Annotated in this window: 17 protein-coding genes; 12 read left to right on the top strand and 5 right to left on the bottom strand. The window is 64.9% G+C overall.

Features of this window, described 5'->3' with window-relative positions; all coding sequences use genetic code 11:
- The first annotated feature begins 105 nt into the window (after window positions 1-105).
- The 8 genes from AR539_RS19565 to AR539_RS18365 all read left to right on the top strand — a co-directional run bounded on the left by AR539_RS19565 (window position 106) and on the right by AR539_RS18365 (window position 10157).
- Window positions 106-582, top strand: coding sequence for an HNH endonuclease (locus AR539_RS19565; protein ID WP_197410688.1), 477 nt, complete (start codon window positions 106-108; stop codon window positions 580-582).
- A gap of 599 nt (window positions 583-1181) precedes the next feature.
- Window positions 1182-2174 (top strand): LacI family DNA-binding transcriptional regulator, encoded by a 993-nt coding sequence (locus AR539_RS18340; RefSeq protein WP_066440255.1) that lies wholly within the window; start codon window positions 1182-1184, stop codon window positions 2172-2174.
- A gap of 108 nt (window positions 2175-2282) precedes the next feature.
- Window positions 2283-3602: an ABC transporter substrate-binding protein gene (locus AR539_RS18345; RefSeq protein ID WP_066440260.1), complete on the top strand. Its 1320-nt coding sequence runs from the start codon at window positions 2283-2285 to the stop codon at window positions 3600-3602.
- 119 nt (window positions 3603-3721) lie between these two features.
- Entirely contained in the window at window positions 3722-4735 is a 1014-nt protein-coding gene (locus tag AR539_RS18350; RefSeq protein WP_082699478.1) for a carbohydrate ABC transporter permease, read from the top strand.
- Window positions 4732-5652, top strand: coding sequence for a carbohydrate ABC transporter permease (locus tag AR539_RS18355; RefSeq protein ID WP_082699479.1), 921 nt, complete (start codon window positions 4732-4734; stop codon window positions 5650-5652). The genes AR539_RS18350 and AR539_RS18355 overlap by 4 nt, the downstream gene beginning before the upstream one ends.
- Window positions 5649-7337, top strand: coding sequence for an alpha-amylase family glycosyl hydrolase (locus AR539_RS18360; protein ID WP_231728675.1), 1689 nt, complete (start codon window positions 5649-5651; stop codon window positions 7335-7337). The genes AR539_RS18355 and AR539_RS18360 overlap by 4 nt, the downstream gene beginning before the upstream one ends.
- A gap of 449 nt (window positions 7338-7786) precedes the next feature.
- A complete protein-coding gene (locus AR539_RS19200; RefSeq protein ID WP_157361088.1) occupies window positions 7787-9448 on the top strand; it encodes an ATP-dependent nuclease in 1662 nt (553 codons plus the stop codon).
- Between the two features lie 403 nt (window positions 9449-9851).
- Entirely contained in the window at window positions 9852-10157 is a 306-nt protein-coding gene (locus AR539_RS18365; protein ID WP_231728676.1) for a hypothetical protein, read from the top strand.
- 415 nt (window positions 10158-10572) lie between these two features.
- On the opposite strand, the gene AR539_RS19445 is transcribed toward AR539_RS18365, so the two are convergent.
- Window positions 10573-10752 carry a hypothetical protein gene (locus AR539_RS19445; protein ID WP_066440262.1) on the bottom strand — a complete coding sequence of 60 codons (180 nt, stop codon included), beginning with the start codon at window positions 10750-10752 and terminating at the stop codon, window positions 10573-10575.
- 966 nt (window positions 10753-11718) lie between these two features.
- On the opposite strand from AR539_RS19445, the gene AR539_RS18380 reads away from it, so the two are divergent.
- A complete protein-coding gene (locus tag AR539_RS18380) occupies window positions 11719-12738 on the top strand; it encodes a PASTA domain-containing protein (protein WP_082699482.1) in 1020 nt (339 codons plus the stop codon).
- Between the two features lie 125 nt (window positions 12739-12863).
- Here AR539_RS18380 and AR539_RS18385 read toward each other — a convergent pair whose 3' ends face one another.
- A complete protein-coding gene (locus tag AR539_RS18385) occupies window positions 12864-13409 on the bottom strand; it encodes a hypothetical protein (RefSeq protein WP_082699483.1) in 546 nt (181 codons plus the stop codon).
- A gap of 654 nt (window positions 13410-14063) precedes the next feature.
- On the opposite strand from AR539_RS18385, the gene AR539_RS18390 reads away from it, so the two are divergent.
- Window positions 14064-14813, top strand: coding sequence for an ArsR/SmtB family transcription factor (locus AR539_RS18390; protein ID WP_066440265.1), 750 nt, complete (start codon window positions 14064-14066; stop codon window positions 14811-14813).
- A 55-nt stretch (window positions 14814-14868) separates the two neighbouring features.
- Complete coding sequence (locus AR539_RS18395) at window positions 14869-15807, top strand: lipid kinase (protein ID WP_066440267.1); 939 nt, start codon at window positions 14869-14871, stop codon at window positions 15805-15807.
- A 100-nt stretch (window positions 15808-15907) separates the two neighbouring features.
- Here the strand turns inward: AR539_RS18395 and AR539_RS18400 are convergent, their stop codons facing one another.
- Together AR539_RS18400 and AR539_RS18405 are read right to left on the bottom strand one after the other, a co-directional pair.
- Entirely contained in the window at window positions 15908-16114 is a 207-nt protein-coding gene (locus tag AR539_RS18400) for a helix-turn-helix domain-containing protein (RefSeq protein ID WP_066440270.1), read from the bottom strand.
- Complete coding sequence (locus tag AR539_RS18405) at window positions 16114-16593, bottom strand: DUF2975 domain-containing protein (RefSeq protein ID WP_066440272.1); 480 nt, start codon at window positions 16591-16593, stop codon at window positions 16114-16116. The genes AR539_RS18400 and AR539_RS18405 overlap by 1 nt, the downstream gene beginning before the upstream one ends.
- A 177-nt stretch (window positions 16594-16770) precedes the next feature.
- Between AR539_RS18405 and AR539_RS18410 the strand changes: the two genes are divergently transcribed.
- Entirely contained in the window at window positions 16771-19413 is a 2643-nt protein-coding gene (locus AR539_RS18410; protein ID WP_066440273.1) for a hypothetical protein, read from the top strand.
- 27 nt (window positions 19414-19440) lie between these two features.
- Here AR539_RS18410 and AR539_RS18415 read toward each other — a convergent pair whose 3' ends face one another.
- Window positions 19441-20928, bottom strand: coding sequence for an APC family permease (locus AR539_RS18415; protein WP_066440274.1), 1488 nt, complete (start codon window positions 20926-20928; stop codon window positions 19441-19443).
- Window positions 20929-21047 lie beyond the last annotated feature (119 nt).

Here is a 21047-nt window from a genome sequence, read left to right on the forward strand (position 1 = left end):
CCTCAGTGTGGCACCGACATGTCGACAGCCCGGCGCAATTCTAAATACTGCAGCTCACGTTGCACTCAGGCCGCCAGCGCAGCAAAAAACATTAAGGTGATTCGCATGCGCATCAGAATTGCTGGGGCTCTACGGAAAGCCCGGAAATTGAACAATCCGGGCTCCGCACCCTTCAGTGTTGAGGCCTGGGTGGCTTTAGCTGAAAAACTCGAAAATCGGTGTACTTACTGCGGAAAGACTGTTGACCCAAGCGACATGCATATGGATCACATCGTGCCGCTCCGCCGAGGTGGTCCACATGCACTTTTTAACATGACGCTGGCATGTGCAGGATGCAATGTCTCCAAGAGAGACCGACCCCTCCTCTTTGAGTGGGCACCTGTGCTTCTCGGCGGGAAACCACGCTGGGACAAATCCGCGCCTCGCGGAAAGAGAGGAAATCCGTGGGTGCCTGCTGCGTGGAGAGATGAGAGTGGTCCTCTCCCGTCGGTTCTTGCCCAGGCAAAGGATCACCCGGAACTCCTGCGCGCAATTCGGGTGACCGAAGCCTTCTTCAATGGGCAGGGTGAGGCGGCCGCGTGACAAAGAACGGGGTTGAGTTACCGCACTAAATAGACGGTTGCGGCCCGGCATCGCCGGGCCGCAACCACAGTGGGAGTTTCGCGAAGTCGCCTTTTAGGCGTCAATGACGGTGTTCAGCGCAAAAGCCCACAGTGAAAGCGCATCCTGCCCCTCACAGGCCTACCTCCTAGCTCATTGATCAAGCAGGTGCGGAGGTATGCGGTTCGCCGTTTCGGTTTCGTGCGGACGGCGAGCCGGACCTGCGCCGCCCGACGTGCCCGGGAATCTAGCGACAGCCGCGGACCATACAGGTACTGAAACGCATCTTATTTGGTACTTTGAGCCCGGCGCGGTCGCTTCACCGCCGCGGACCTGCACCCACAACCAGGTTCCCAGCACGTTTCCCTGATCAGTTCGCTCCCAACGCCATGACGGAGCGGTCCCGGCTCCGAGTGTGAGCGCCCGTCTGCTGGACCCCGTTTACGAAACGCAACGCGATCCCCCTCCCACCCCTTACTGTTGAACCTGCACGCAACGAAACCGTTTACGTAAACCGTTTGCGTAACGCACTCAACAGCAAGTCAGCCGGCACCCGCAGGCGCCCTCAGGGAGGAGGAACAGTGGTCACCATCCGCGATGTCGCCAAGCACGCCGGCGTCTCCCCCGCCACTGTTTCCCGGGTGGTCAACGGCCTGGTGGGCTACTCGGACGAAACCCGGGAACGGGTCGAGACCGCGGTCAAGAGCCTCTCCTACGAAACGGATTACCTCGCCCGCGGCCTGAAAACCCGGCAGACCTCCGTGATCGGGCTCCTCGCCCCCATGGTCTCCGACGCCCTCGCATCCCAGGTGATGCAGGGCGTCGAGGAGGAGGCCCAGGAGCGCGGCTACGCCGTGATGCTGGGCCGCACCGGCGCCAAGTCCGCGTACATCGCCGGCTACCTCCGCACGCTGCGCACCTACCGGGCCGCCGGCGTCATCCTGATCTCCGCGGTCATCACGCCGGAGACGCGGCAGCTGCTGGGGCCCAACGTGCCCATCATCTCCGTCGCCATCAGCGACAAGTCCGGCTCCCCCAGCGTGGCCATCGACGACGAGCAGGCAGCCTACGACGCGACCCGTCACCTGCTGAAGCTCGGCCACCGCCGCATCGGCCTCCTCACCGGGGACCCGGCGTCGGTCTTCGTGGCCCAGCCCCGGAAGCGCGGCTACCTCCGCGCCATGACCGAGGCCAAGTGCACCCCCGTCACCGCCACCGGGACCTTCTTCTACGAAAGCGGCGCCCCCGGCGTCGACGAACTCCTGCAGCAGGATCCCGGGCTCACCGCCATCTTCGCGGTCAGCGACGAGATGGGCGCCGCCGTCGTCAATGAACTGCAGCGGCGCGGGCTCCGGGTGCCGGAGGACGTCTCCGTCCTGGGCTTCGACAACACCTCCACCTCCCGGCACGTGAACCCGCCGCTGAGCACCATGGCGCAGCCCCTCGAGGAGATGGGACGGATGGCGGTCAAAAAACTGCTCCGCTCCCGCGACCTGGGGCCGAAGATCATGCCGCACCGGCTGGTAGAGCGCGGCTCCACCGCGCCGCCGAACACCCCAGATCCCGCCAGCTAAACCCCACAGATTTTCCCCACCACGGCCCCGCCGCGCCTCCGCGCGCCCGGAGCCGGAGTCAAGCACGCACCACACCATCCGCATCACCCACTCAACAAGGAGCATCACATGAGGCAGCGCCGCCGCACCTGGCAGACTCTTCTCGCCACCACCGCATCCCTGACCGTCGCCGCCGTCGCCCTCACCGGCTGCGGCGGAACGTCCACGGAAGCGCAGAGCACCCCGAAGGCCGCCGCCGCGTCCTTCGAGGGCAAGGGCCCCATCAACTACGTCTCCAACCGCGACGCCTCCGGTGCCGCGAACAAGACCATCGAGGAATGGAACGCCGCCCACCCCGAGGAGAAGGTCACGTTCATCGAACTGCCGGACTCCGCGGACCAGCAGCGCCAGCAGCTCATCCAGAACGCGCAGATCAAGTCGGACACCTTCAGCGTGCTGAACCTCGACGTCGTCTGGACCTCCGAGTTCGCCGCCAACAAGTGGATCCTGCCGCTGCCCGCGGACGCCGTCCCCACGGACAAGATGATCCCCGCCACGGTCAACGCCGCGACGTACCGCGACTCCCTGGTGGGCGCGCCGTACTACACCGACGGCGCCCTGTTCTACTTCCGCTCCGACCTGCTCAAGGCCGCCGGCATCGCCGCCCCGCCCAAGACCTGGGACGAAATGAAGACCGCCTGCGACGCGATCTTGGCCCTCCCCGAAGCCACGGGCATGTCCTGCTACACCGGCCAGTTCGACAAAAACGAGGCCCTGACGGTCAACTTCTCCGAGGCCGTGGCCTCCGCCGGCGGATCAATCGTCGACGCCGACGGCAAGCCCACCGTGGACACCCCCGAGGCCAAGGAAGGCCTGAACCTGCTGGTGGACGGCTTCAAGGAAGGCATGTTCCCCTCCGACGCCATCACCTACCTCGAGGAGCAGGGCCGCCGCGCGTTCCAGGAAGGCAAGCTGGTCTTCATGCGCAACTGGCCCTTCCTGCACGCCTCCCTGAGCGCCACGGACGGCTCCAGCCAGGTGGCCGGCAAGTTCGACATCACCTCCATCCCCGGCACCGACGGCCCCGGCGTCTCCACCCTGGGCGGCCGCAGCCTGGCCATCTCCCCGTTCACCCCGAACAAGGCCACCGCCCTGGAGTTCGTCAAGTTCTTCACCAGCGAGGAGCAGGCCCAGAAGCGCCTGGCCCTGTCCTCCCGCGCCCCGGTCTACGCGTCCCTCTTCGAGGATCCCGCCGTCGTCGCCAAGCGCCCGTTCTTCCCCACCCTGCTGACCTCGCTGAACAACGCCCAGCCGCGGCCCAAGGTGGTCCAGTACGGCGCCACCACCAAGGCCATCCAGGAAGAGGCCTACGCCGCCATCACCGGGGCCAAGGACACGGACACGGCGCTGAAGGACATGCAGGCCAAGCTCACCGAGCTGACCAAGTAACACCGCACACCCTGGTGCAGTAACCCCGCACCACCCCCCGCAGTCCAGACCCCGTGCCTGGCCGGCCGGCCCGTTTCCGGCCGGCCAGGCACGCTGCAACTTCAGTTAGGTACCAAACCATGACGACGACGACAGCCCCGCCCGCCGGCGTGCAGCCCGCGCCGGACTCCGCCAAGCCCCGCAAGCGGGCCAAGCGCACCGCCGGTGAAGGCCGCATGGCCGCACTGCTGCTCTCCCCCACCATCCTGGTGCTGGCCCTGGTGATCCTGTACCCGCTGCTGGCTGCGGTGCACCAGTCCCTGTACCGGGCCGAAACCGGGCTGGATGCGGACGGCTTCGTCGCCGACGTCGAATCCTTCGTGGGCCTGGCCAACTACGCGGACATGTTCGTCGGCGAATCCGGCCGGCGCTTCCTGAACGCCCTCGGCAACACCACCTTCTTCACCCTCACCACCGTGTTCCTGGAAACGGTCCTGGGCCTCTGCCTGGCCCTCGCCATGAACCGGGCCTTCCGCGGCCGGTCCTTCCTGCGCGCCAGCATCCTGGTCCCGTGGGCCGTGCCCACCGCCGTCTCCGGCCTGCTGTGGCGCTGGATCTTCCAGTCCGACGGCATCGCCAACACCCTGATGGGCAGCGAGATCCTCTGGACCGCCGAGGGCAACGCCTCCCGCGCGGCCGTCATCATCGCCGAGGTCTGGAAGACCGCCCCGTTCATCGGCCTGCTGGTCCTGGCCGGCATGCAGGTGATCCCCGGCGAGGTCTACGAGGCCGCCAAGATCGACGGCGCCGGCTGGTGGCGCCAGCTCGGCTCCATCACCCTGCCGCTGGTCAAGCCCACCCTGCTGGTGGCCGTGCTGTTCCGCATGCTCGATGCGCTGCGCATGTTCGACCTGCCGTTCGTCCTGATCGGCCCGGGCAAGGAGTCCGTGGAGACCCTCTCCATGCTGGCCTGGGACGAATCCAATCAGCTCCGCTACGGCTCCGCCTCCGCGTTCGCAGTGGTGCTCTTCCTGTACGTCGCCGTCGTCGCGATCGTGTTCGTGAAGGTCCTCGGCGCCGACGTCACCGGCGCCAAGGAACTGAAGCTGATCTCCAAAAAGAACCGCCAGAAGAAGGCCGAGGCCACCCGATGACTCTCTCCGATCTCCGCAACGCCGCGGCCGATTCCGGCGCCGCACCCCAGGCGACGGACGCCGCCGTCGGCCGTTCCGCCAAAGCGAAGCCAAAGCGCACGTGGCGCTCCTACAGCGTGTACCTGGGCCTGGCGCTGATCTTCGCGTACTGCCTGGCGCCGTTCTACTGGATGCTGGTCTCCAGCCTCCGCCGCACCGCCGACATTTTCGACAACACCCTGCTGCCGGCGCCGTTCTCGCTGGAGAACTACGCCAAGGTGTTCGACGGCTCCACCATGTTCGGCCAGGCCCTGCTGAACTCCCTGGTCGTGGCCGGCACCACCACGGTGTTCGCGCTGCTGCTGGGGGTGTTCGCTGCCTACGCGATCTCCCGGCTGAACTTCCGCTTCAAGTCGCTGATCCTGGGCGTCATCATCGCGACGTCGATGTTCCCCGGCATCTCCGTGGTGGTCCCGCTGCTGCGGCTCTTCACGGACCTCGGCTGGATCAACACCTACCAGGCCATGATTGTGCCGAGCCTGTCCTTCGCGATCCCGCTGGCTGTCTGGAACCTCACCACGTTTATGAAGGCCCTGCCGTTCGACCTTGAGGAAGCCGCCATGATCGACGGCTGCACCAAGTGGCAGGCGTTCCGCCGCGTGCTGCTGCCGCTCGCCGCGCCGGGCGTGTTCACCACCGCGATCCTGACGTTCATCCACAGCTGGAACGAATTCATCATCGCCCTGTCCATGATCAACGACCCCAAGATCCAGACCGCCACCGTGGCCATCTCCAAGTTCACCGGCGCCACCGAGTTCCAGGCCCCGTTCGGCGAGCAGATGGCCGCCGGCGTGATTGTCACCGTGCCGCTGGTGATCATGGTGCTGGTCTTCCAGCGCCGCATCGTCGAGGGCCTCACCGCGGGCGCCAGCAAGTGAGCGCAGTGTCCTTCTCCGAATCCCTGGACCGTACCCCTGCTGCTGCTGAGGTTCCGCTGTCCTCCCCGCTGTCGCCGGCGGCGGAGTGGTGGCAGTCCGCCGTCATTTACCAGGTCTATCCGCGGTCCTTCGCCGACGGCGACGGCGACGGCGTGGGCGACCTTGCCGGCCTGACCGCGCGGCTGCCGTACATCGCGGCCCTTGGCGTGGACGGGATCTGGATGACCCCGTTCCAGCCCTCCCCGCAGGTGGACCAGGGCTACGACGTGTCCGACTACTGCGGTGTGGACCCGCTGTTCGGCACCCTGGAGCAGTTCGAGGTGCTGCTGGCGCAGGCGCACGCGCTGGGGCTGCGGGTGCTGCTCGACGTCGTCCCCAACCACTGCTCCTCGGCCCACCCGCTGTTCCAGGCGGCCCTCGCGGCCGGGCCGGGCTCGCCGGAACGGGACATGTTCCACTTTGTGCAGGGTCCGTCGGGCATGCCCGACGGCGGCGGGCCGGGTTCCGCTGACGTCCCGCCGAACAACTGGCAGAGCGTGTTCGGCGGCCGGGCGTGGAGCCGGGCGAATCCCGGCTCGGAGACGGATAAGGACTGGTACCTGCACCTGTTCTCCCCCGAGCAGCCGGACTGGAACTGGCGCAATCCCGCCGTCGGCGAGTATTTCGACGGGGTGCTGCGGTTCTGGTTCGTCAAGGGCGTGGACGGGCTGCGGATCGACGTCGCGCATGCGCTGTTCAAGGCCGACGGCCTGCCCGATTCGCCGTCCGAGGGCGGTGTGGTGGACGGGCTGCGGTCCAACCCGCAGGTCTCGGACCAGGAGGACGTGCACGAGGTGTACCGCCGCTGGCGCCGGATCGCCGGGGAATACCAGCCGCAGCGGCTGCTGGTGGGCGAGGTCAACCTTGAACCCGCCCGCGCGGCCCGCTACACCCGCGCGGACGAGATGCACCAGGCGTTCGCGTTCGCGTTTGTGAAGCTGGGCTGGGATCCGGAGGCCTGGGCCGCCGTCGGAAACGACCTCGACGCCGCCCGACAGGAGCACGGCGCCGCCCCCACCTGGGCGCTGGAGAACCACGACATTGTCCGCTCGGCCACCCGCTTCGGCGGCGGTCCTCTGGGCTCCGCCCGGGCACGCGCTGCCCTGGTGGCGCTGCTCGGCCTGCCGGGCGCGGCGTACCTGTACCAGGGCCAGGAGCTGGGCCTGCCGGAGGTCGACGTGCCGCTCGAGGCCCGGGTGGATCCCATGTGGGCCCGCGGCGGAGTCTGCCGCGACGGCGCCCGCGTGCCAATGCCGTGGACCGAGGACCCGGCACTGAACCACGGGTTTGCGTTGGGCGGCAGCCCGGCCGAATCCTGGCTGCCGCAGCCTGAGGGCTGGGGCACGCACGCCGTCGAGCGCCAGGAACTGGATCCAGAGTCGCCGCTGAACCTGGCCAAAACCGCACTGGAACTGCGCCGCACCCTCTGGAAGAACGAGGTCTTCACCGCAACCGACGGCGGCACCTGGCGGGTCGAGGCCGGGAACCTCCTGGTGTGTGAACGCAACGCGGAGTTCCTAGTCGCCGTCGCGATGGGCACCGAACCGGTGCAGCTGCCGGCTGGGACGGTACTGCTCTCGGCGGTGCCGCTGGAAGAGGACGGCTGGCTGCAGCCGAACAACGCCGCGTGGGTGCTGCGGGGTTAGGAAACTGCGGGGGCCTGTCCACGGCTCCGTCGGGAGCTGGGACGGCCCTTCGCTTTCCATGGCGTTGCGCCGGGCGTCGCCTCCTAAATCTGCTGCCCCAGCGGCAATATGGTTGGAACAAATCGGCCTCCTCCATTAGGGCCTCCCACATTGGGTTCGCCTCTCCACTACGGGCTCGCAACTCGGTGAGGCGATAAGCCGACTGCGCGTCGGGGATTGGAAGCATCCCCCGTGCATGACCCCCTGTTTGTCACGACGCGGCCCTTATGGCCTATATTTTGATTTGCGCCTCATTGCCGCCAGAATGACACCGACATTGGACGCTGTGCATAAGGTCCGTTCGAATTCAGGCGACGCGGGTTGAGCATTCTCCCACCACCCTGACCCCGACCGCGGAATCCCAACCTTGGGCCCGCAATCAGAGCTATCGATTTAGACGGAGAACCCAATTGCCCGGAGCAAAACTCACTAGCGACGAGAAGTACTTGCTGAAGCGCTGGAATGAAAGTTCCCAGGGCGACGCACCCACCCTGCGAGAAATCGAAGTGCGGCCCGAGCCCGGAGCTGTCGGAATCAGGGGACTTACTAAAACCAAAGTGCGTTTCGACTTCCCCGTATCCGTTCTCGTTGGAGCGAATGGATCCGGGAAGTCGACCCTACTCGCGCTGGCGGCTCTGGCCTTCAACGGAGCGTCTCATACGCCCCACGGCCGCTCGAAGCCCGGCTACACCTTTGTTGACTTCTTTGCGCGCACGAAACGCGAGGACATCCCTCTGAACATCCGTATCGATTGGCGCTTTTCAGGCGCCGACGAGCTGAACGTCTGGCGGAAGACTCCCCAGAAATGGATGCACTACGAACGGCGACCGGCGAACTCCGTCGTACACGTTGGCCTGAGTCGAGTGGCATCTTTTGTCGAAAGTGCCGGCCACCGCCGGGAGTTCGGGGCAACGGGTAACTGGCGTTCTAAAGATCTGGACAATACTTCTGTTGCCTACTTGACAAAAATCTTATCTCGATCGTATTCAAGAGCAGCCACCCTGGTTTCTCCGCGGTACACCATGCCCACGATGACAGGTGATCATCTGTATTCCGGATTCAACATGGGGACCGGGGAGAGCGCGCTGCTTGCCATTCTGTCAGCGCTACAGGAAGCACCAACCGGAAGCCTGGTTCTCGTCGAAGAAATAGAAATGGGGATACATGCCGAAGCGCTAGACGCTCTGGCATCGGTGCTCGTGGAGGTCGCCAAGAAACGAAATCTGCAGATTGTATGCACGTCGCACAGTGCGGCCTTCATCGATGGGTTACCTCGGGAGTCGAGAGTTTTGGTTCGAAGGCGGCCCAGCGGACATTCATGCATTACCGGAGTTACAACCCGGACGGCCCTTTCTGACCTCTCGGGTTCGGCCACGCCGGAACTTCGTGTCGTGTGTGAAGATGAGCTCGCTCGGCAAATTCTTGAAGTATCTTTGCCCAAGGACATCCGAAGCCGGATCCAAATAATCCCCGTAGGTTCTAGCTCGGCCCTTGCCACGGCCGCAAGGACTCTCAGTCAAGAGAATCCCCAGGCTCCCATACTTATCGTCTGGGACAGCGATGTGTCGGACAAAGAAGTTCGTTCAAGCTGCAATAAGGCGGACTTCGCCAGCGCCGGACCGATCGGGGGCATGGAGTGGAACCGGCTGCCCGGTCTTACCGACAAAGAAGGTCGCCCGGTGACGAACGCCCTGGGAAAGTTGTTGCCGCCCGAAGAGACAATTCGGCGATCCATCCTCCAATCCTCTGGCACCCTTAGTGATGTCTCAACGACGCTGAACACCGAGCCCGATGATTTGGTCGATGCTCTGCAGAGTTCCGCAATTTCCAGCGGCACTCATCACGATCTGTTCACCGTGGTGGGTGAGAAGCTCAGCCACGATCCAGACTTGGTTCGGAATGTCCTGATCGGCGCATACGCCAGGGTTTGCAGCGCGGCCGCAATTGAAGATCAACTTCGGCGCATGCTCCGCGGGACGGTGCACAGTTTCCAGCCTCCTGTGGCCGAAAAAGTCGTTGTTGACTCAACCGGGGACACACCAGAAGACATTTCATCGCAGGCTAGCGCCTGAGCTGCGAACGGAACGCGCACTTCGACGACGCCGTCGCGACAGTACGGACCAGTGTAGTTACCGACGAAGCGCTACTCAGCGCGGCATCATTACCCAAGACGACTGGCCACTTCTAACAATGTTGCGTGCCGGGACGCCAGATACGTGGGGACGCGACCTCCGCGGCCCGAGCCCCGCAACCTGCCGCGGCGGGTTGGAGCGGCGTAGCGGCCGCATGCCGTCAACCGTCTGGCAGACCGGTCCACCTCCGTCAGCTCGCAAGCACCGGGGAAGCCACGCGGCTGGCGCTCTCGCAGGGGCAGTTCCTGACGGAGGAACGGCTGGACTGCGCCGTACCGGATGGACGGAGTCGTTCGAGGGGTTCGGCGAGATCCCGCGGGCAGATCCGCTGCTCAGGCTGGTGGTGGCCCTACAGGCCGTCACCGGTTTCGGGCTGCTGACGGCAACGGTCACCTGGATCCTGCAGACGTACCCTGCCCTGAACCGCCGCCGGACCCTGGCCCACCAGCTGAACCTGTTCGGGGAAGCGGCAGGTCCCTCCGGTGTATTGTCCCTAGATCCCGGGCATGCCGCCGGACTGCTGGAGGCCATGGCCGGCAACGTGGCGTCGGTGAGCATCGATCTGCAAGCGTTCCGTGAAACCTACTACTTCCGTGGACTTGAGCGGCGAGGCTCCCTGCCCGCCACGGTGGCCTACGCCGCGCTCTGAGTAACGAGCTGCGCTAAGCGCCGGTCACGACGGTCACGCCGGGGCCCGGCCGGTCCCGGACGCCCAACTTCTTGAGTGCGAACGGTCCCAGGACCGTCCCACTGAGAATGATGACCGCGAAGATCAGGCATGAGAACTGCCACGATCCACCCTCATACAGCAGACCCGCGAGCAGCCCCCCGCTGCGGCGCCGAGCATCCAGAAGTTGGTCAGCAGGCCTAACCCGCGGCCCACCCGGTGCCCATTGACCTCGGCCACGACCGCCCGCTGGATCGGGAGCAAGATCGCCCAGGAGGCACTCGTCAGCACCCACAGCGCGGCGACCATGAGCGGACTGAGAGTGAACACGAGACCGGACGCCGTCCCTGCCGACGCGACGGAGGCAATGACATAGCTCGTACGCCGGCCCCGGCGTTCAACAAAAGCGGTGCAACACACGGGGCATCACCGTGAGCACGATTCCGCCGGGGAGGTAGATCAGCGCAATCTGATAGACCTCGAGCCCGAGCGCTTTCTGCAGATGAAGCAGCAACAACAACGAGACCCCGGCCCCAGCGACTGCGGTCATTGACGCGACAAGCAGCAGCGGGGCCAAAAGCTTTCCATCGCCCCGGATCCCGCCCGCGCTGGTGCTGCGCTGGCACCAGGAATCCCGGCACACGCAGCAACAAAGGTGCCGCGGCGATACAGACGATCGCGAGGGGCATGCCTTGGTGCCGTCCTCGCGGACGAGCGAGGCAGCCACATGAATGTACTGGTTTCCGTTCCCGGACGTCCCATGGTTCATAGCGGCCTACCGGAACCGTGGAAGCGCTGTGGCGGGCGTGATACATCGAAGGCCTGACGGGGCAACGGGGGTTCAGTGCCTGTTGGAAGGATCAAGCTGACCACTACATATGCGTTCACATGGACCCCGGTGGTCCCTTTCTATGCGATATGCAAAAGGACCGGGACCCCGAACACCTAGCGCCTAAGAAGGCTCTAGATGGCTGGTTTCCTGACGTGCGTACTCAGGGAAGGCCTGTATTCCAACTCGAGAGTTACAAAGGACAAGCGAGCCGTCCGTGAGGTCCCCTCAGAGACTCCCTTATCCCCTTGTCCGGTCGACGACAACGGTGTCGACTTCTCGCCGACCGGCACACCGCTGACGCTGAAGGGGTAGAAGCAGAAGTAACCATTGTCCGGGCTCCGGTCCTCGAAAGTGGCGGTTCCGACTTTGCCCATGGCGACAGTTGACTTTGGTCTGGATCTTGACCTCGTCTCCCGCCTTGAGAGCACTGACCTTTTTTGGGTGCGCACTTGACGCCGGGCAACGTGAGGGTTTCAACAGCTCCCGAACGTTACCCTTCTGGTATCGCTGTCAGGTTCCCATCGGGGACGAAGAAACCGGCCAGGATTTGATCGACCCGGCATTCCGAGAAGTGCAGCCGACGGGCCATCCGCGGCGTCATCAGGCCGCCAGCAGCTGTCCCACCATTATGATTATGCAATCACCACCTCCCGCTCTACCCAAGCGGGAATCGTCACGGCACCTAAAACTTAAAAACGAAACTTGGGGGACATGAAACTTCGTATCTCTGCCTTGGTGGCAGCCACACTCATCGCAGGTCTCACTGCATGCGGGGGAGGAGAGGAGCAGAAGGCAAGCGACGCTGCTTCCACATCTGCCAGTGCCTCACCGACAGCAGCCGCCAAGCCGGTACCTGATGTCGTCGGCAAAACATATTTAGAAGCCCGATCCTTGCTGAACAAGAGCGACTACTACGCGCGCCTCATAGGCAAAGACGGCAAAGAGTGGAACACGAACATCGTGCCCAATGAGTCTGTCCTGGCGGTTTCGATGAACCCGGCCGCTGGCACAGTGCCTGCTAACGACACCATCGATATCACCGTGAATCTTACGCAGGAGGAATTCACCGCGGCAGTCAAGGCAAAGGCGGATGCGACAAAGGTCGCAGCCGAGGAAGCGAAGATCGCCACCCGCTACACGTACACCTGCGGCGCATACAGCAGCACGCAACCCACGTACAAGTCCTATAAGGAAGTCTGGGCCAGCGCCGACTACAACGGCAGCGGCACGTGCTACATCAAGATCGATGGGAAGGACTCCTACAGCAAGCTCCCGCTTTTGCCTTCCGAGCAGAAAATCGTCGACTTCGTCGCATCCAAAGGAGGGGACGTTAGTCTCCCATCGGCCACTGTCGGTAGTGTCATGAAGCTCTGCGCAAAGCTGGATCCAGACTACACGGACCAGGTCGTAGCTCGTCCTGAATGGCGGAAATCTGAAGCTGAAGCCGCTCTCACCGTGTGCCCGGACGCCCCGCACGCAGCGGTTCTCCAGCAGGAAATCACCGCGGTGAAAATCGGTGACGGCGACAAAATCGTCGGCCAGACAATGGAGCCCGGTACGTGGAAGACAAAGGCTGGGATCAAGGATTGCTACTGGTCGCGCAACACCGGCGGCGGAGGCATCATCGCAAACGACTTCGTTGGCTTCGCACCAAACGGCGTAACTGTTACTGTCTACCCCGGAGAGGGATTCGAATCATCCCGTTGCGGAACCTGGACGAAGATCGGATAAATGCTCTGCGTCACGCTCCAATTGGCCGCCTAACTAATCGGCAAGGAAGCCCACACCCGTAAGTTGGACGCACATAGCACCGAAGAGGGGGACCGCTTGTTGGTGGTCCCCCTCTTCGTTTCGCCCTATAGGGCTGGGCCGCTTTTGCTCCGCTCAGCACCCACCGCTGGCCCGGTAAGGGTCTTTCTGGCCTTAGCTGCCTTGCCTGCGGTGACCGATGCGCTGGGGTGCGTGCTCTCGCTGCGGGCGGCAGCGAGACGCCCCCGTATCTGCGTTTCGCTGGCGCCGGTATTCGCCAGGGATTCAGCGAATTTCTCATGGTGTTGGGCCGAGCTGTAGCCGGCGGCCGACATGCTCTCTGCTCTCAGGCCCTGGTCTTTGAGATGGCTGCTGTCGTTGCCGGTGACGCGGTTTTCGATTTCGCGGCCGACGCTTTCCACGCGGGCGAAAAGTTCTTTCTCGGCCCGTTCGTAGCGCAGCTCCACGGGCGTCCGCTCGGACCCTGTGAAACCGCTCTCGGCCAGGAGCTTGGCTTCGTGCATCTCCTTGGCGGCCTTTACCAACGCTGGGTCCTCGAAGTGCCAGGCACCTGCACCGTTGACGTTCGCGGTCGTCTCCTTGCGCAGCTGGTCAAGGTCGGGACCGTTGATGCCGTCCTTGACCAGCTTCATCGCGGCCGCGCCTTCACAAAGCCGCGCCGGACCAGCGAGGACAAGCGCGCCTATGTCCGTGCGACCAAGGACGGCTGGAGCCCGGAGGAGCTGAAGAAGCTGGGTCTGGAATCCGGTGCCGTCAGTCGCCGGCGCAAGAACACGAACCGCGCCGCCGCGGAGTGCTCCGACGCCTCTCCCGCCCATGAAACCACCGGCGAACAATTACGCTTCCCCTCGCCCACCTGGGCACGGCAAAAGCCCAACCGCTCCGCTGCTTTTCCCGCACACAGGGGGACGACGGGACCCACCTGACCGGCTGCACACAACCGCAAGGGAACCTGAGCCACTCAACGCACCACGGCGGCCGGCGGCCGTGCACAGCCTGGCCGCTCCGTGGGTCACCAGCGGCATCGTTTCCAATGGTCCAAGACTTAGGAGCCGGCATCCCAGGCCCAGCGCAGCGACAGCTCGGAACTCCAAATCGCCGGACGGATGCTGCACGCGTCGCTGGATGCCCTCGCGGAGGTCCTTCGCGGCAAATTCGGCTATTCAGGAGCCACGTCCTCTGATGTATTCGACAGTTATGAACGGCACCACCGGCACCGTCGGCACGTCAACCCAGAAGCCGATCAGCCATAGACATGTGACCTATTAGTCACCTAATCTGGCCCTGTGGACGCCGTATTTAAGGCCCTGGCCGACGTCACCCGCCGCGATCTCCTGGATGAGCTTTTCAGGAACGACGGACAGACCCTCCACGCTCTCGAGGCCCGCTTCGAGATGACCCGCTACGGCGTGATGAAGCACCTCAGGGTGCTGGAGGAAGCCAGCTTGGTGGTGACCCGCCGTCGGGGGCGCGAGAAACTCCACTTCCTGAATCCGGTGCCCATCCGGCTGGTCCACGACCGCTGGGTGAGCAAATATGCCGAACCATGGGCCGCTGGCCTCAGCGACCTCAAAACCAGATTGGAAAGTCCCATGGAAAAGATCTTCGAAATCTACATCAAGACCACCCCGGAGCGGCTCTGGGAGGCCATCACGGACGGCGAGATCCGGAGCAAGTACCAGTTCGGGTCGGTCATCACCTCGGACTGGACGCCGGGGTCCCGGTTCCAGATGGCACCCAAGGGCGGCGAACCCCTGGGCGAGGGAGAGAACCTGGAAGTGGACCCGCCCCGCCGCTTGGTCCAGAGCATGCGCGCGCTCTGGGGCGACAACGTCAAGGCCGAAGGCACCTCCCGGATCACGTGGGAGATCGAACCGGTGGGCGATTCCTGCCGCCTGACCGTCACGCACGACCAGCTGCGCGAGGGCGCCAACGAACAGCTCTACGGCGGCTGGCCGATGATCCTTTCCGGCCTGAAGACCTGGCTGGAAACCGGGGAGCTCCTCACCACCCCCGGCTCCCTCATGTACACCTGAGGCGGCCGGCGAAACACCTAGGAGAATTCACAGGTCCGCCGCCTAGCATGGCCGAATGAAGGATGCCCGGGACGCACGCTCCGCCGCCGTGGTGATCAATACCGGATCACGGCGCGGGGCGGCCTACGAACTGGCCGTGGACAGCATGCAAAGGGCAGGCGTGCCGGTCTCCTCCGTGCACCAAGTGGCGTCGGGGGCAGACCTCGCCGCGACGCTCGACCAGGTGATCGCGGACGGGCACGACCTGGTTGTCGTCGGTGGCGGCGACGGGACCGTGAGCTACGCCGCCGGCCGGGTGGCCGGCACGCAGGTGGTGCTCGGCGTTCTCCCGCTGGGCACCGCCAACGACTTCGCCCGCACGCTGGAGATCCCGCCCAACCTCGCCGAGGCATGCGCCACCGTCGCGGAAGGAAAGGTGGTGGACATCGACCTCGGCCGGGCGAACGGAGAGCCGTTCCTCAACGTCGCGTCCGTGGGCCTGTCCGTGGCTGTGACGGAAGCCCTCAGCCCCCGCCTCAAGCGGTACATCGGGCCCCTGGCCTACAGCATCGCCACCCTGCGCGCCTACACGCGGCACAAGCCGTTCCGGGCTCGCCTTGAATTTCCGGACGGGGACCACCAGCCGCTGGAGCTCGATGACCTGCTGCAGGTGGCGGTCGGCAACGGCCGGCATTACGGCGGCGGCTACACCGTCTCCCCCACGGCCGGGATCGACGACCACATCCTTGACATCTACGCCATCCTGGCCGGCCCGCTGCGGGAGCACGTGAGTATCGCCCGGCTGCTCAAGGACGGAAGCTTCATCGAGCACGACCGTGTGGTCCACCTGACCAGCCGGCACGTGCGGGTGGTCACCGAGCCGCCGCTGCCGGTGAACCTCGACGGCGAGATCGCCACCGCCACGCCAGCCGACTTCACCATCCAGCGCAACGCCGTCCACGTGGTGGTGCCGCAGAGCAGCACCAGCGCACTGTTCGACGGACCGGGCGGGTAGCCCGCCGTGGGGGCGGGTGAGAGAAGCTGCCCGCCGCTGAGGTCATGGCGCGACGGACTCCCGAGCAGAGAGAGCACCGCGCCGCGCGCAGGCCACCCGGTCATTCCTCCACAAACTCCAGCAGGTCACCGGGCTGGCACTGGAGGACCCGGCACATGGCCTCCAGGGTACTGAAGCGGACAGCCTTGGCCCGGCCGTTCTTCAGCACCGCGACGTTGGCGGGGGTGAGTCCCACGCGGTCGGCGAACTCCCCAACACTCATTTTTTGCTTGGCCAGTTCGACGTCGATGCGCACCACGATGGGCATCAGATCACCGCTTCCATGTCGGTGCGCAAATCGGTGGCCTGCCGCAGCAGCGCCCTGAGCACCACAACCACAAGGCCCAGGGCGGCCCCGGCCACCAGCAGCAGGAGCAGCAGGAGCGGCACTCCGGGGTCGTCCGCGTTGAGGACCACGGCAACAGACAGTGCCGCCAGCATGGCCCATGCTGCGGCGATGGACCAGACAATAGTGTCCACCCACCGCAGGGCGCCGTCGCTGAAGATGCTGCCGCGCCTGACCATGGTCAGCAACTTCCAGGTGCTCACGATCACCACCTGGACGCACGCGACCTCCAGGACCGAGAAGATGGTGAGAGGCCACTGCAGGGCGGCGCGGTCCGGGTTCTCCTGCGCCATGTGGGCGAACTGCCCGGGGAGGGACATGACTTGGAACAGAACGAGGAGGAGGAACGCCACCACAAGGACGATCCGGAGTGCGACCACTGCCAACCGAGTAAATTGCATGCATCGATCTTCGGCCATTAACTATCGAAAGTCAATCGATAAGCGCGGACGGCGCAGACGTGGCCGCCATTGACACACCTGGCAATCCGGAGCTAACTAGTCGGTACCGCGCGGGGCGGCGGCGGGCCGAAGAAGTCGCCTCGACGATCGGCGTCGGACATCTCGGAGGGACCTGGCATGCAGTCCACAACTGGCGAACCGACGGGCCACGACTCGCTTCACTTTCTGGAAATCCGGGTCCATGGCGTCCGGGGAACCCGCCCCTGGGAGAGCCTCGGAGTGCCCCAAGGCGTCCAGCAGCCCTGCGAACCTGCTCCCCCCGGAGTCGGGAAGGACACGGTTGACAACAAGACGGGTTTCTACTGCTCCGGCAGGGCCCGTCCAGGAGCCAGCGAGGCGACGACGGTCGATCCGGACCTGGACGGCGGCCGGAAACTGCATGTGGAGGCCTATTTTTGGGGCATGCTGACCTCCGGGGCGTGGGGGTTCGAGAGCCTGCTGAGGAGTTTTTGGCTCCTGCTGGCCCCGTTTGCCTTCGTCAACGTGGCAATGTGGTCCCGGCCCGGACTGTCCTCGGCGGGGCGGCGGCAGTACGTGACAGCGGTCCTCATCCGGTGGTCCGGGCTTCTTCTTACCTGCCTCCTGCTGGGAACCATCTGCAGCATCGCGGTGGACCTTGTGGCGTGGCAGTGCTTTCGGCACGGCACGTCCTGGTGCGCCAGCATCAGCGTCCTGACGCCCGTTTTTGGCAGCTCGCGCGCCGTCGAACGTATTGTCATCGCGGCGATCTTGCCGCTTGCCGGGTTAGCCGTCCTGCTGACGCTGAGCCGGCAGTCCATGCGTAAGACAGAAGCCCGGAAGCCCCACCACACCTATGCAAGCGAATCTGTCCATGACCATCGAATCCTGCGCCGGCCTGCCTTCTGGGAAGGAAAGGACAGGACGAATTCCCTCCTCACGCTGCACGTCGCGTGCGGGCTCTGCGTGGTCGCTATCCTCGGCGCCGCGCCCGTCCATGCCCTCGAATCAGGCGGCTCGTGGGTGCTGCCCGTCCCGCTGGCATGCGCTGCCGGTGTGCTGCTGGCAGTTTTCCTGCTGACAGCCGTCGGCGTCCTGGACCAGATCGAGCACGGTCCCTCCGAGAAACTCCGGCGCACCCGGCAAATGGGTCCGCGGGTGGTGCTGGCCGCGGCTGCCGCAGCTCTTGCCGCCAACATCGTCTGGCTTTGGAACGGACATGGAACGCTGGATCAAAGCGGGCAGCTGCCGCTGGCGTCCGACTTTCAAATCGCCATCACGGCGTCCCTGTTTGCCCTCGTGTACCTGCTCGCCGCCGTCCTTTCGGCGGTTTGGTTCGCATGGGTGGCAGGCGTAATTCTTGCTGCGTTTATCACCATGCAGATCCTGGATCCGGTGGTTATCCGGGACAATTTCTGGGCCGGTGCCGGCCTCTTGGTGGCCGTGTTGCTCGTCGGAGCCGTGGTCCATGGCCGCTCCCGGAAAGGTGTGGTCCTAAGCTGGGCGTGGTTTGGGCTGGCCCCGGCGTATCTCCTCTCCTTCGCTGCCTTTCTCGGCGTCATGTATTCGTCGGTGGCGACGTTGTTTTCCGCCGCAATCCTCGACGGTCGCCTGAATCCCGCTTTATTGAAGCCGTCCACCCCGCATGAGGTGTCCGCCGAAGTCAGCCTCACCCTGGCGGTGCCGAGCCCTTTTCTCTGGTTCGCCATGCTGTTCCTGCCGGGACTGGTGATAGCCGCCGTCGTCGTCGTGATTCTGCTCCTCAGATTCCGCCGTAATGGCGCCCCGGACATCAGGGACCTGGCCCAGAAGGACCAAGCGGCGGAGCGGCAGGCGAACAGCGCCGCGCTGCTCGGCAGGACCACCCGTTCCCGGTACCTGGCGGCCGTCATTCACCGGGCAGAAGCCCTTCTGGGTGCCCTCATAATGGTGCCTTTGAGCATGGGACTGCTGGCCACCCTTGGCATGTTCAGTGGGCAGGATCCCTACTTCCCCGCCTTGGTTCAATGGGGCGCTGTCCTGGCCGCCGTCACCGGTGCCATCCTTCTGGTCCTCATCGCGCTGAGCATCTTCCATGAGGACCTGCTGCGCGCCGTGGCCGTCATCTGGGACCTGGCGACGTTCTGGCCCCGCGCAGCGCACCCATTCAGCCCGCCCTGCTACGGAGAACGCGTTGTCCCTGAACTGTTGGACAGGATCAGCGGCGGCCTGGCGGGGATGGCTTCCCCGGGGAATGCCGGGACAGATCCGCCGTGCAGGGCGACGGATAGACAGGCAACAGCGAAATACGACTACGTCATCCTGTCCGGACACAGCCTCGGATCAGCCATCCTGGCCGCCGTCATGCTCCAACTGCCCGACGCGGTGCTCCCGCGCATCAGGTTTGTGACCTACGGTTCGCAATTGCGGGCATGGTTCGGCAGGTTCTTCCCGGACCTGCTCGGCCCCGCCGTCCTGGGTCATCAGGCAACCGCCCGGCCGGATTTCCGGACCGCGGTCCCGGACGCCCCGCCACAGCCGCCCGCGGACGGTTTCACTCCGCCCGAGGGATCCCTGGCCAGCCTGTTGCAGGGACCACGGCACTGGCAGAATTTCTACCGGCGCACGGACTACCTGGGGTTCCGCGTACTGCAGGACTCCGAGAACGACGTCGACCATCGCGTTTCAGACTGGGACCCCAACCCGGTGGGGACGCAGAAGGCCAAGCCGCTGGATCACAGCCAATACCAGGAGTCGGCGCCCTACGGACGTTTGATCCGTTCCTGGATTGCCCCCGACGGCGACGGAATACCGAAGCCGTGACAGTGACCCGCCCGCCCTGGTCCGCGCTCAGTGGCCGGACGGCTCCTGCCCGTCCGGGCCCGCGCCCCGGACGCCGACCGGTTCGCCCTTCCCGGTATTGGTCCTCCTGTTGATCAGCCAGGTGATGAGCCACAGCACCACGCCAATCGCCATCAGACCCCCGGCGATCTGGTACTGGATGACGTTGCGGCCCACCCACGGTCCGGCGAGGGAGGCGCACAGCACGGCCGCGATGATGGGCAGCGGCCCCGGCGAGGTGAAGAACACCTCGCGGCTGGGGTCCCTCTTGCGGCGGAGGACAACGCAGGCCACGTTCACCAAGGTGAACACGCACAGCAGCAGGAACGCCGTCGTGCCGGAAAGATTCGCGACGACGTTGCTGTCCGGGTCGGACGTGACGTACCAGATCAGCCCCAGCGCCAGGACGGTGGAAAACACGATCCCGGCCCACGGGGTGCAGCGCACCGGCAGCACCTTTCCCAGCGGCCGCGGCAGGACGTCCTGGCGGGCCATGCCGTAGATCAGGCGGCTGGCCATCAGCATGTTGATCAACGCTGTGTTGGCGACGGCGAACACCGCGAGGAAGGGAAACACCTGGTCGATCGGGAAGTCCGGGGAGCCCTTGTGCACCACCTCGAGCAGCGCGGCGCCTTCGGCCTCCCTGATTCCTTCGAGCTCGGTGGGCGAAAGCACGGTGACCACGGACACGGCCACCAGCATGTAGAGGATCACCGCGATGCCGAGGCCGGTCAGCATGGTCCGGGGGAAGATCCGCTCGGGATTCTGGGTCTCCTCCACCATGTTCACGGAGTCCTCGAAGCCCACCATGGCAAAAAACGCGATGGATGTGGCCGCGGTGACGGCCAGGAACAGGCCCTTGTCCTGGGAGTCGGTGAAAACGGTGATCTCGCTGAAGTTTCCGCCACCTTGGGCCATCACGGAGAAGCCGACGCCGATCACGATGCACAGGGCGGTCATCTCGACCAGGGTGAGCACCACGTTGAACTTCACGCTCTCGCCCACTCCGCGCAGGTTGACCACCGCCAGCAGCACCATAAAGCCCATCGCGACGGCAGTGACCGCGCCCTGTCCGGGCATGCCCATCCAGCCGTTGATCTCCAGGCCGCCGAAGAGGTTCTGGGCAAGGACGTTCGCGGAGGTCGAGGCGCTGGTGATCCCGGAGCAGACGACGGCAAACGCGACCAGGAAGGTGACGAAGTGGATCCCGAACGCCTTGTGGGCGTAGAGCGCAGCGCTGGCCGCCTGCGGGTACTGGGTGACCAGCTCAAGGTATGAGAAGGCGGTCATCGTGGCGACCACGAATGCCAGGAGGAACGGCAGCCAGACGACGCCGCCGACGGTGCCCGCCATGGTTCCGGTGACGGCGTACACACCGGCGCCGAGGATGTCACCGACGATGAACAGGAGCAGGAGCTTGGGCCCCAGGACCCGCTTGAGCGCAGGCGGGTCGCTTTCGGGAGTCGCATCGAAGACGTCGTCGGACATGGTGCTCATGGCTGACCTCCGCATCGGGTACACGGGTGCTGAGTGCTGCGGCCGACCTTCCGGCCTCGATGTGACCTACTTCACTGTGATTTTTTAGGGTCAGTTTGGCAACATCAACGCTTCCGGTG

Origin of the sequence: Arthrobacter sp. EPSL27 (assembly GCF_001512305.1) — a bacterium.
In the GTDB taxonomy this organism is placed as follows: domain Bacteria; phylum Actinomycetota; class Actinomycetes; order Actinomycetales; family Micrococcaceae; genus Arthrobacter.

What these genes read in the sequence shown, in the direction of transcription:
- AR539_RS18355 (WP_082699479.1), top strand. Translation starts at nt 4,732, where the DNA reads ATGACTCTCTCCGATCTCCGCAACGCCGCGGCCGATTCCGGCGCCGCA.
- AR539_RS18405 (WP_066440272.1), bottom strand. Translation starts at nt 16,593, where the DNA reads ATGCAATTTACTCGGTTGGCAGTGGTCGCACTCCGGATCGTCCTTGTG.
- AR539_RS18385 (WP_082699483.1), bottom strand. Translation starts at nt 13,409, where the DNA reads ATGAAGCTGGTCAAGGACGGCATCAACGGTCCCGACCTTGACCAGCTG.
- AR539_RS18350 (WP_082699478.1), top strand. Translation starts at nt 3,722, where the DNA reads ATGACGACGACGACAGCCCCGCCCGCCGGCGTGCAGCCCGCGCCGGAC.
- AR539_RS19565 (WP_197410688.1), top strand. Translation starts at nt 106, where the DNA reads ATGCGCATCAGAATTGCTGGGGCTCTACGGAAAGCCCGGAAATTGAAC.
- AR539_RS18380 (WP_082699482.1), top strand. Translation starts at nt 11,719, where the DNA reads ATGAAACTTCGTATCTCTGCCTTGGTGGCAGCCACACTCATCGCAGGT.
- AR539_RS18415 (WP_066440274.1), bottom strand. Translation starts at nt 20,928, where the DNA reads ATGAGCACCATGTCCGACGACGTCTTCGATGCGACTCCCGAAAGCGAC.
- AR539_RS18345 (WP_066440260.1), top strand. Translation starts at nt 2,283, where the DNA reads ATGAGGCAGCGCCGCCGCACCTGGCAGACTCTTCTCGCCACCACCGCA.
- AR539_RS18395 (WP_066440267.1), top strand. Translation starts at nt 14,869, where the DNA reads ATGAAGGATGCCCGGGACGCACGCTCCGCCGCCGTGGTGATCAATACC.
- AR539_RS18410 (WP_066440273.1), top strand. Translation starts at nt 16,771, where the DNA reads ATGCAGTCCACAACTGGCGAACCGACGGGCCACGACTCGCTTCACTTT.
- AR539_RS18400 (WP_066440270.1), bottom strand. Translation starts at nt 16,114, where the DNA reads ATGCCCATCGTGGTGCGCATCGACGTCGAACTGGCCAAGCAAAAAATG.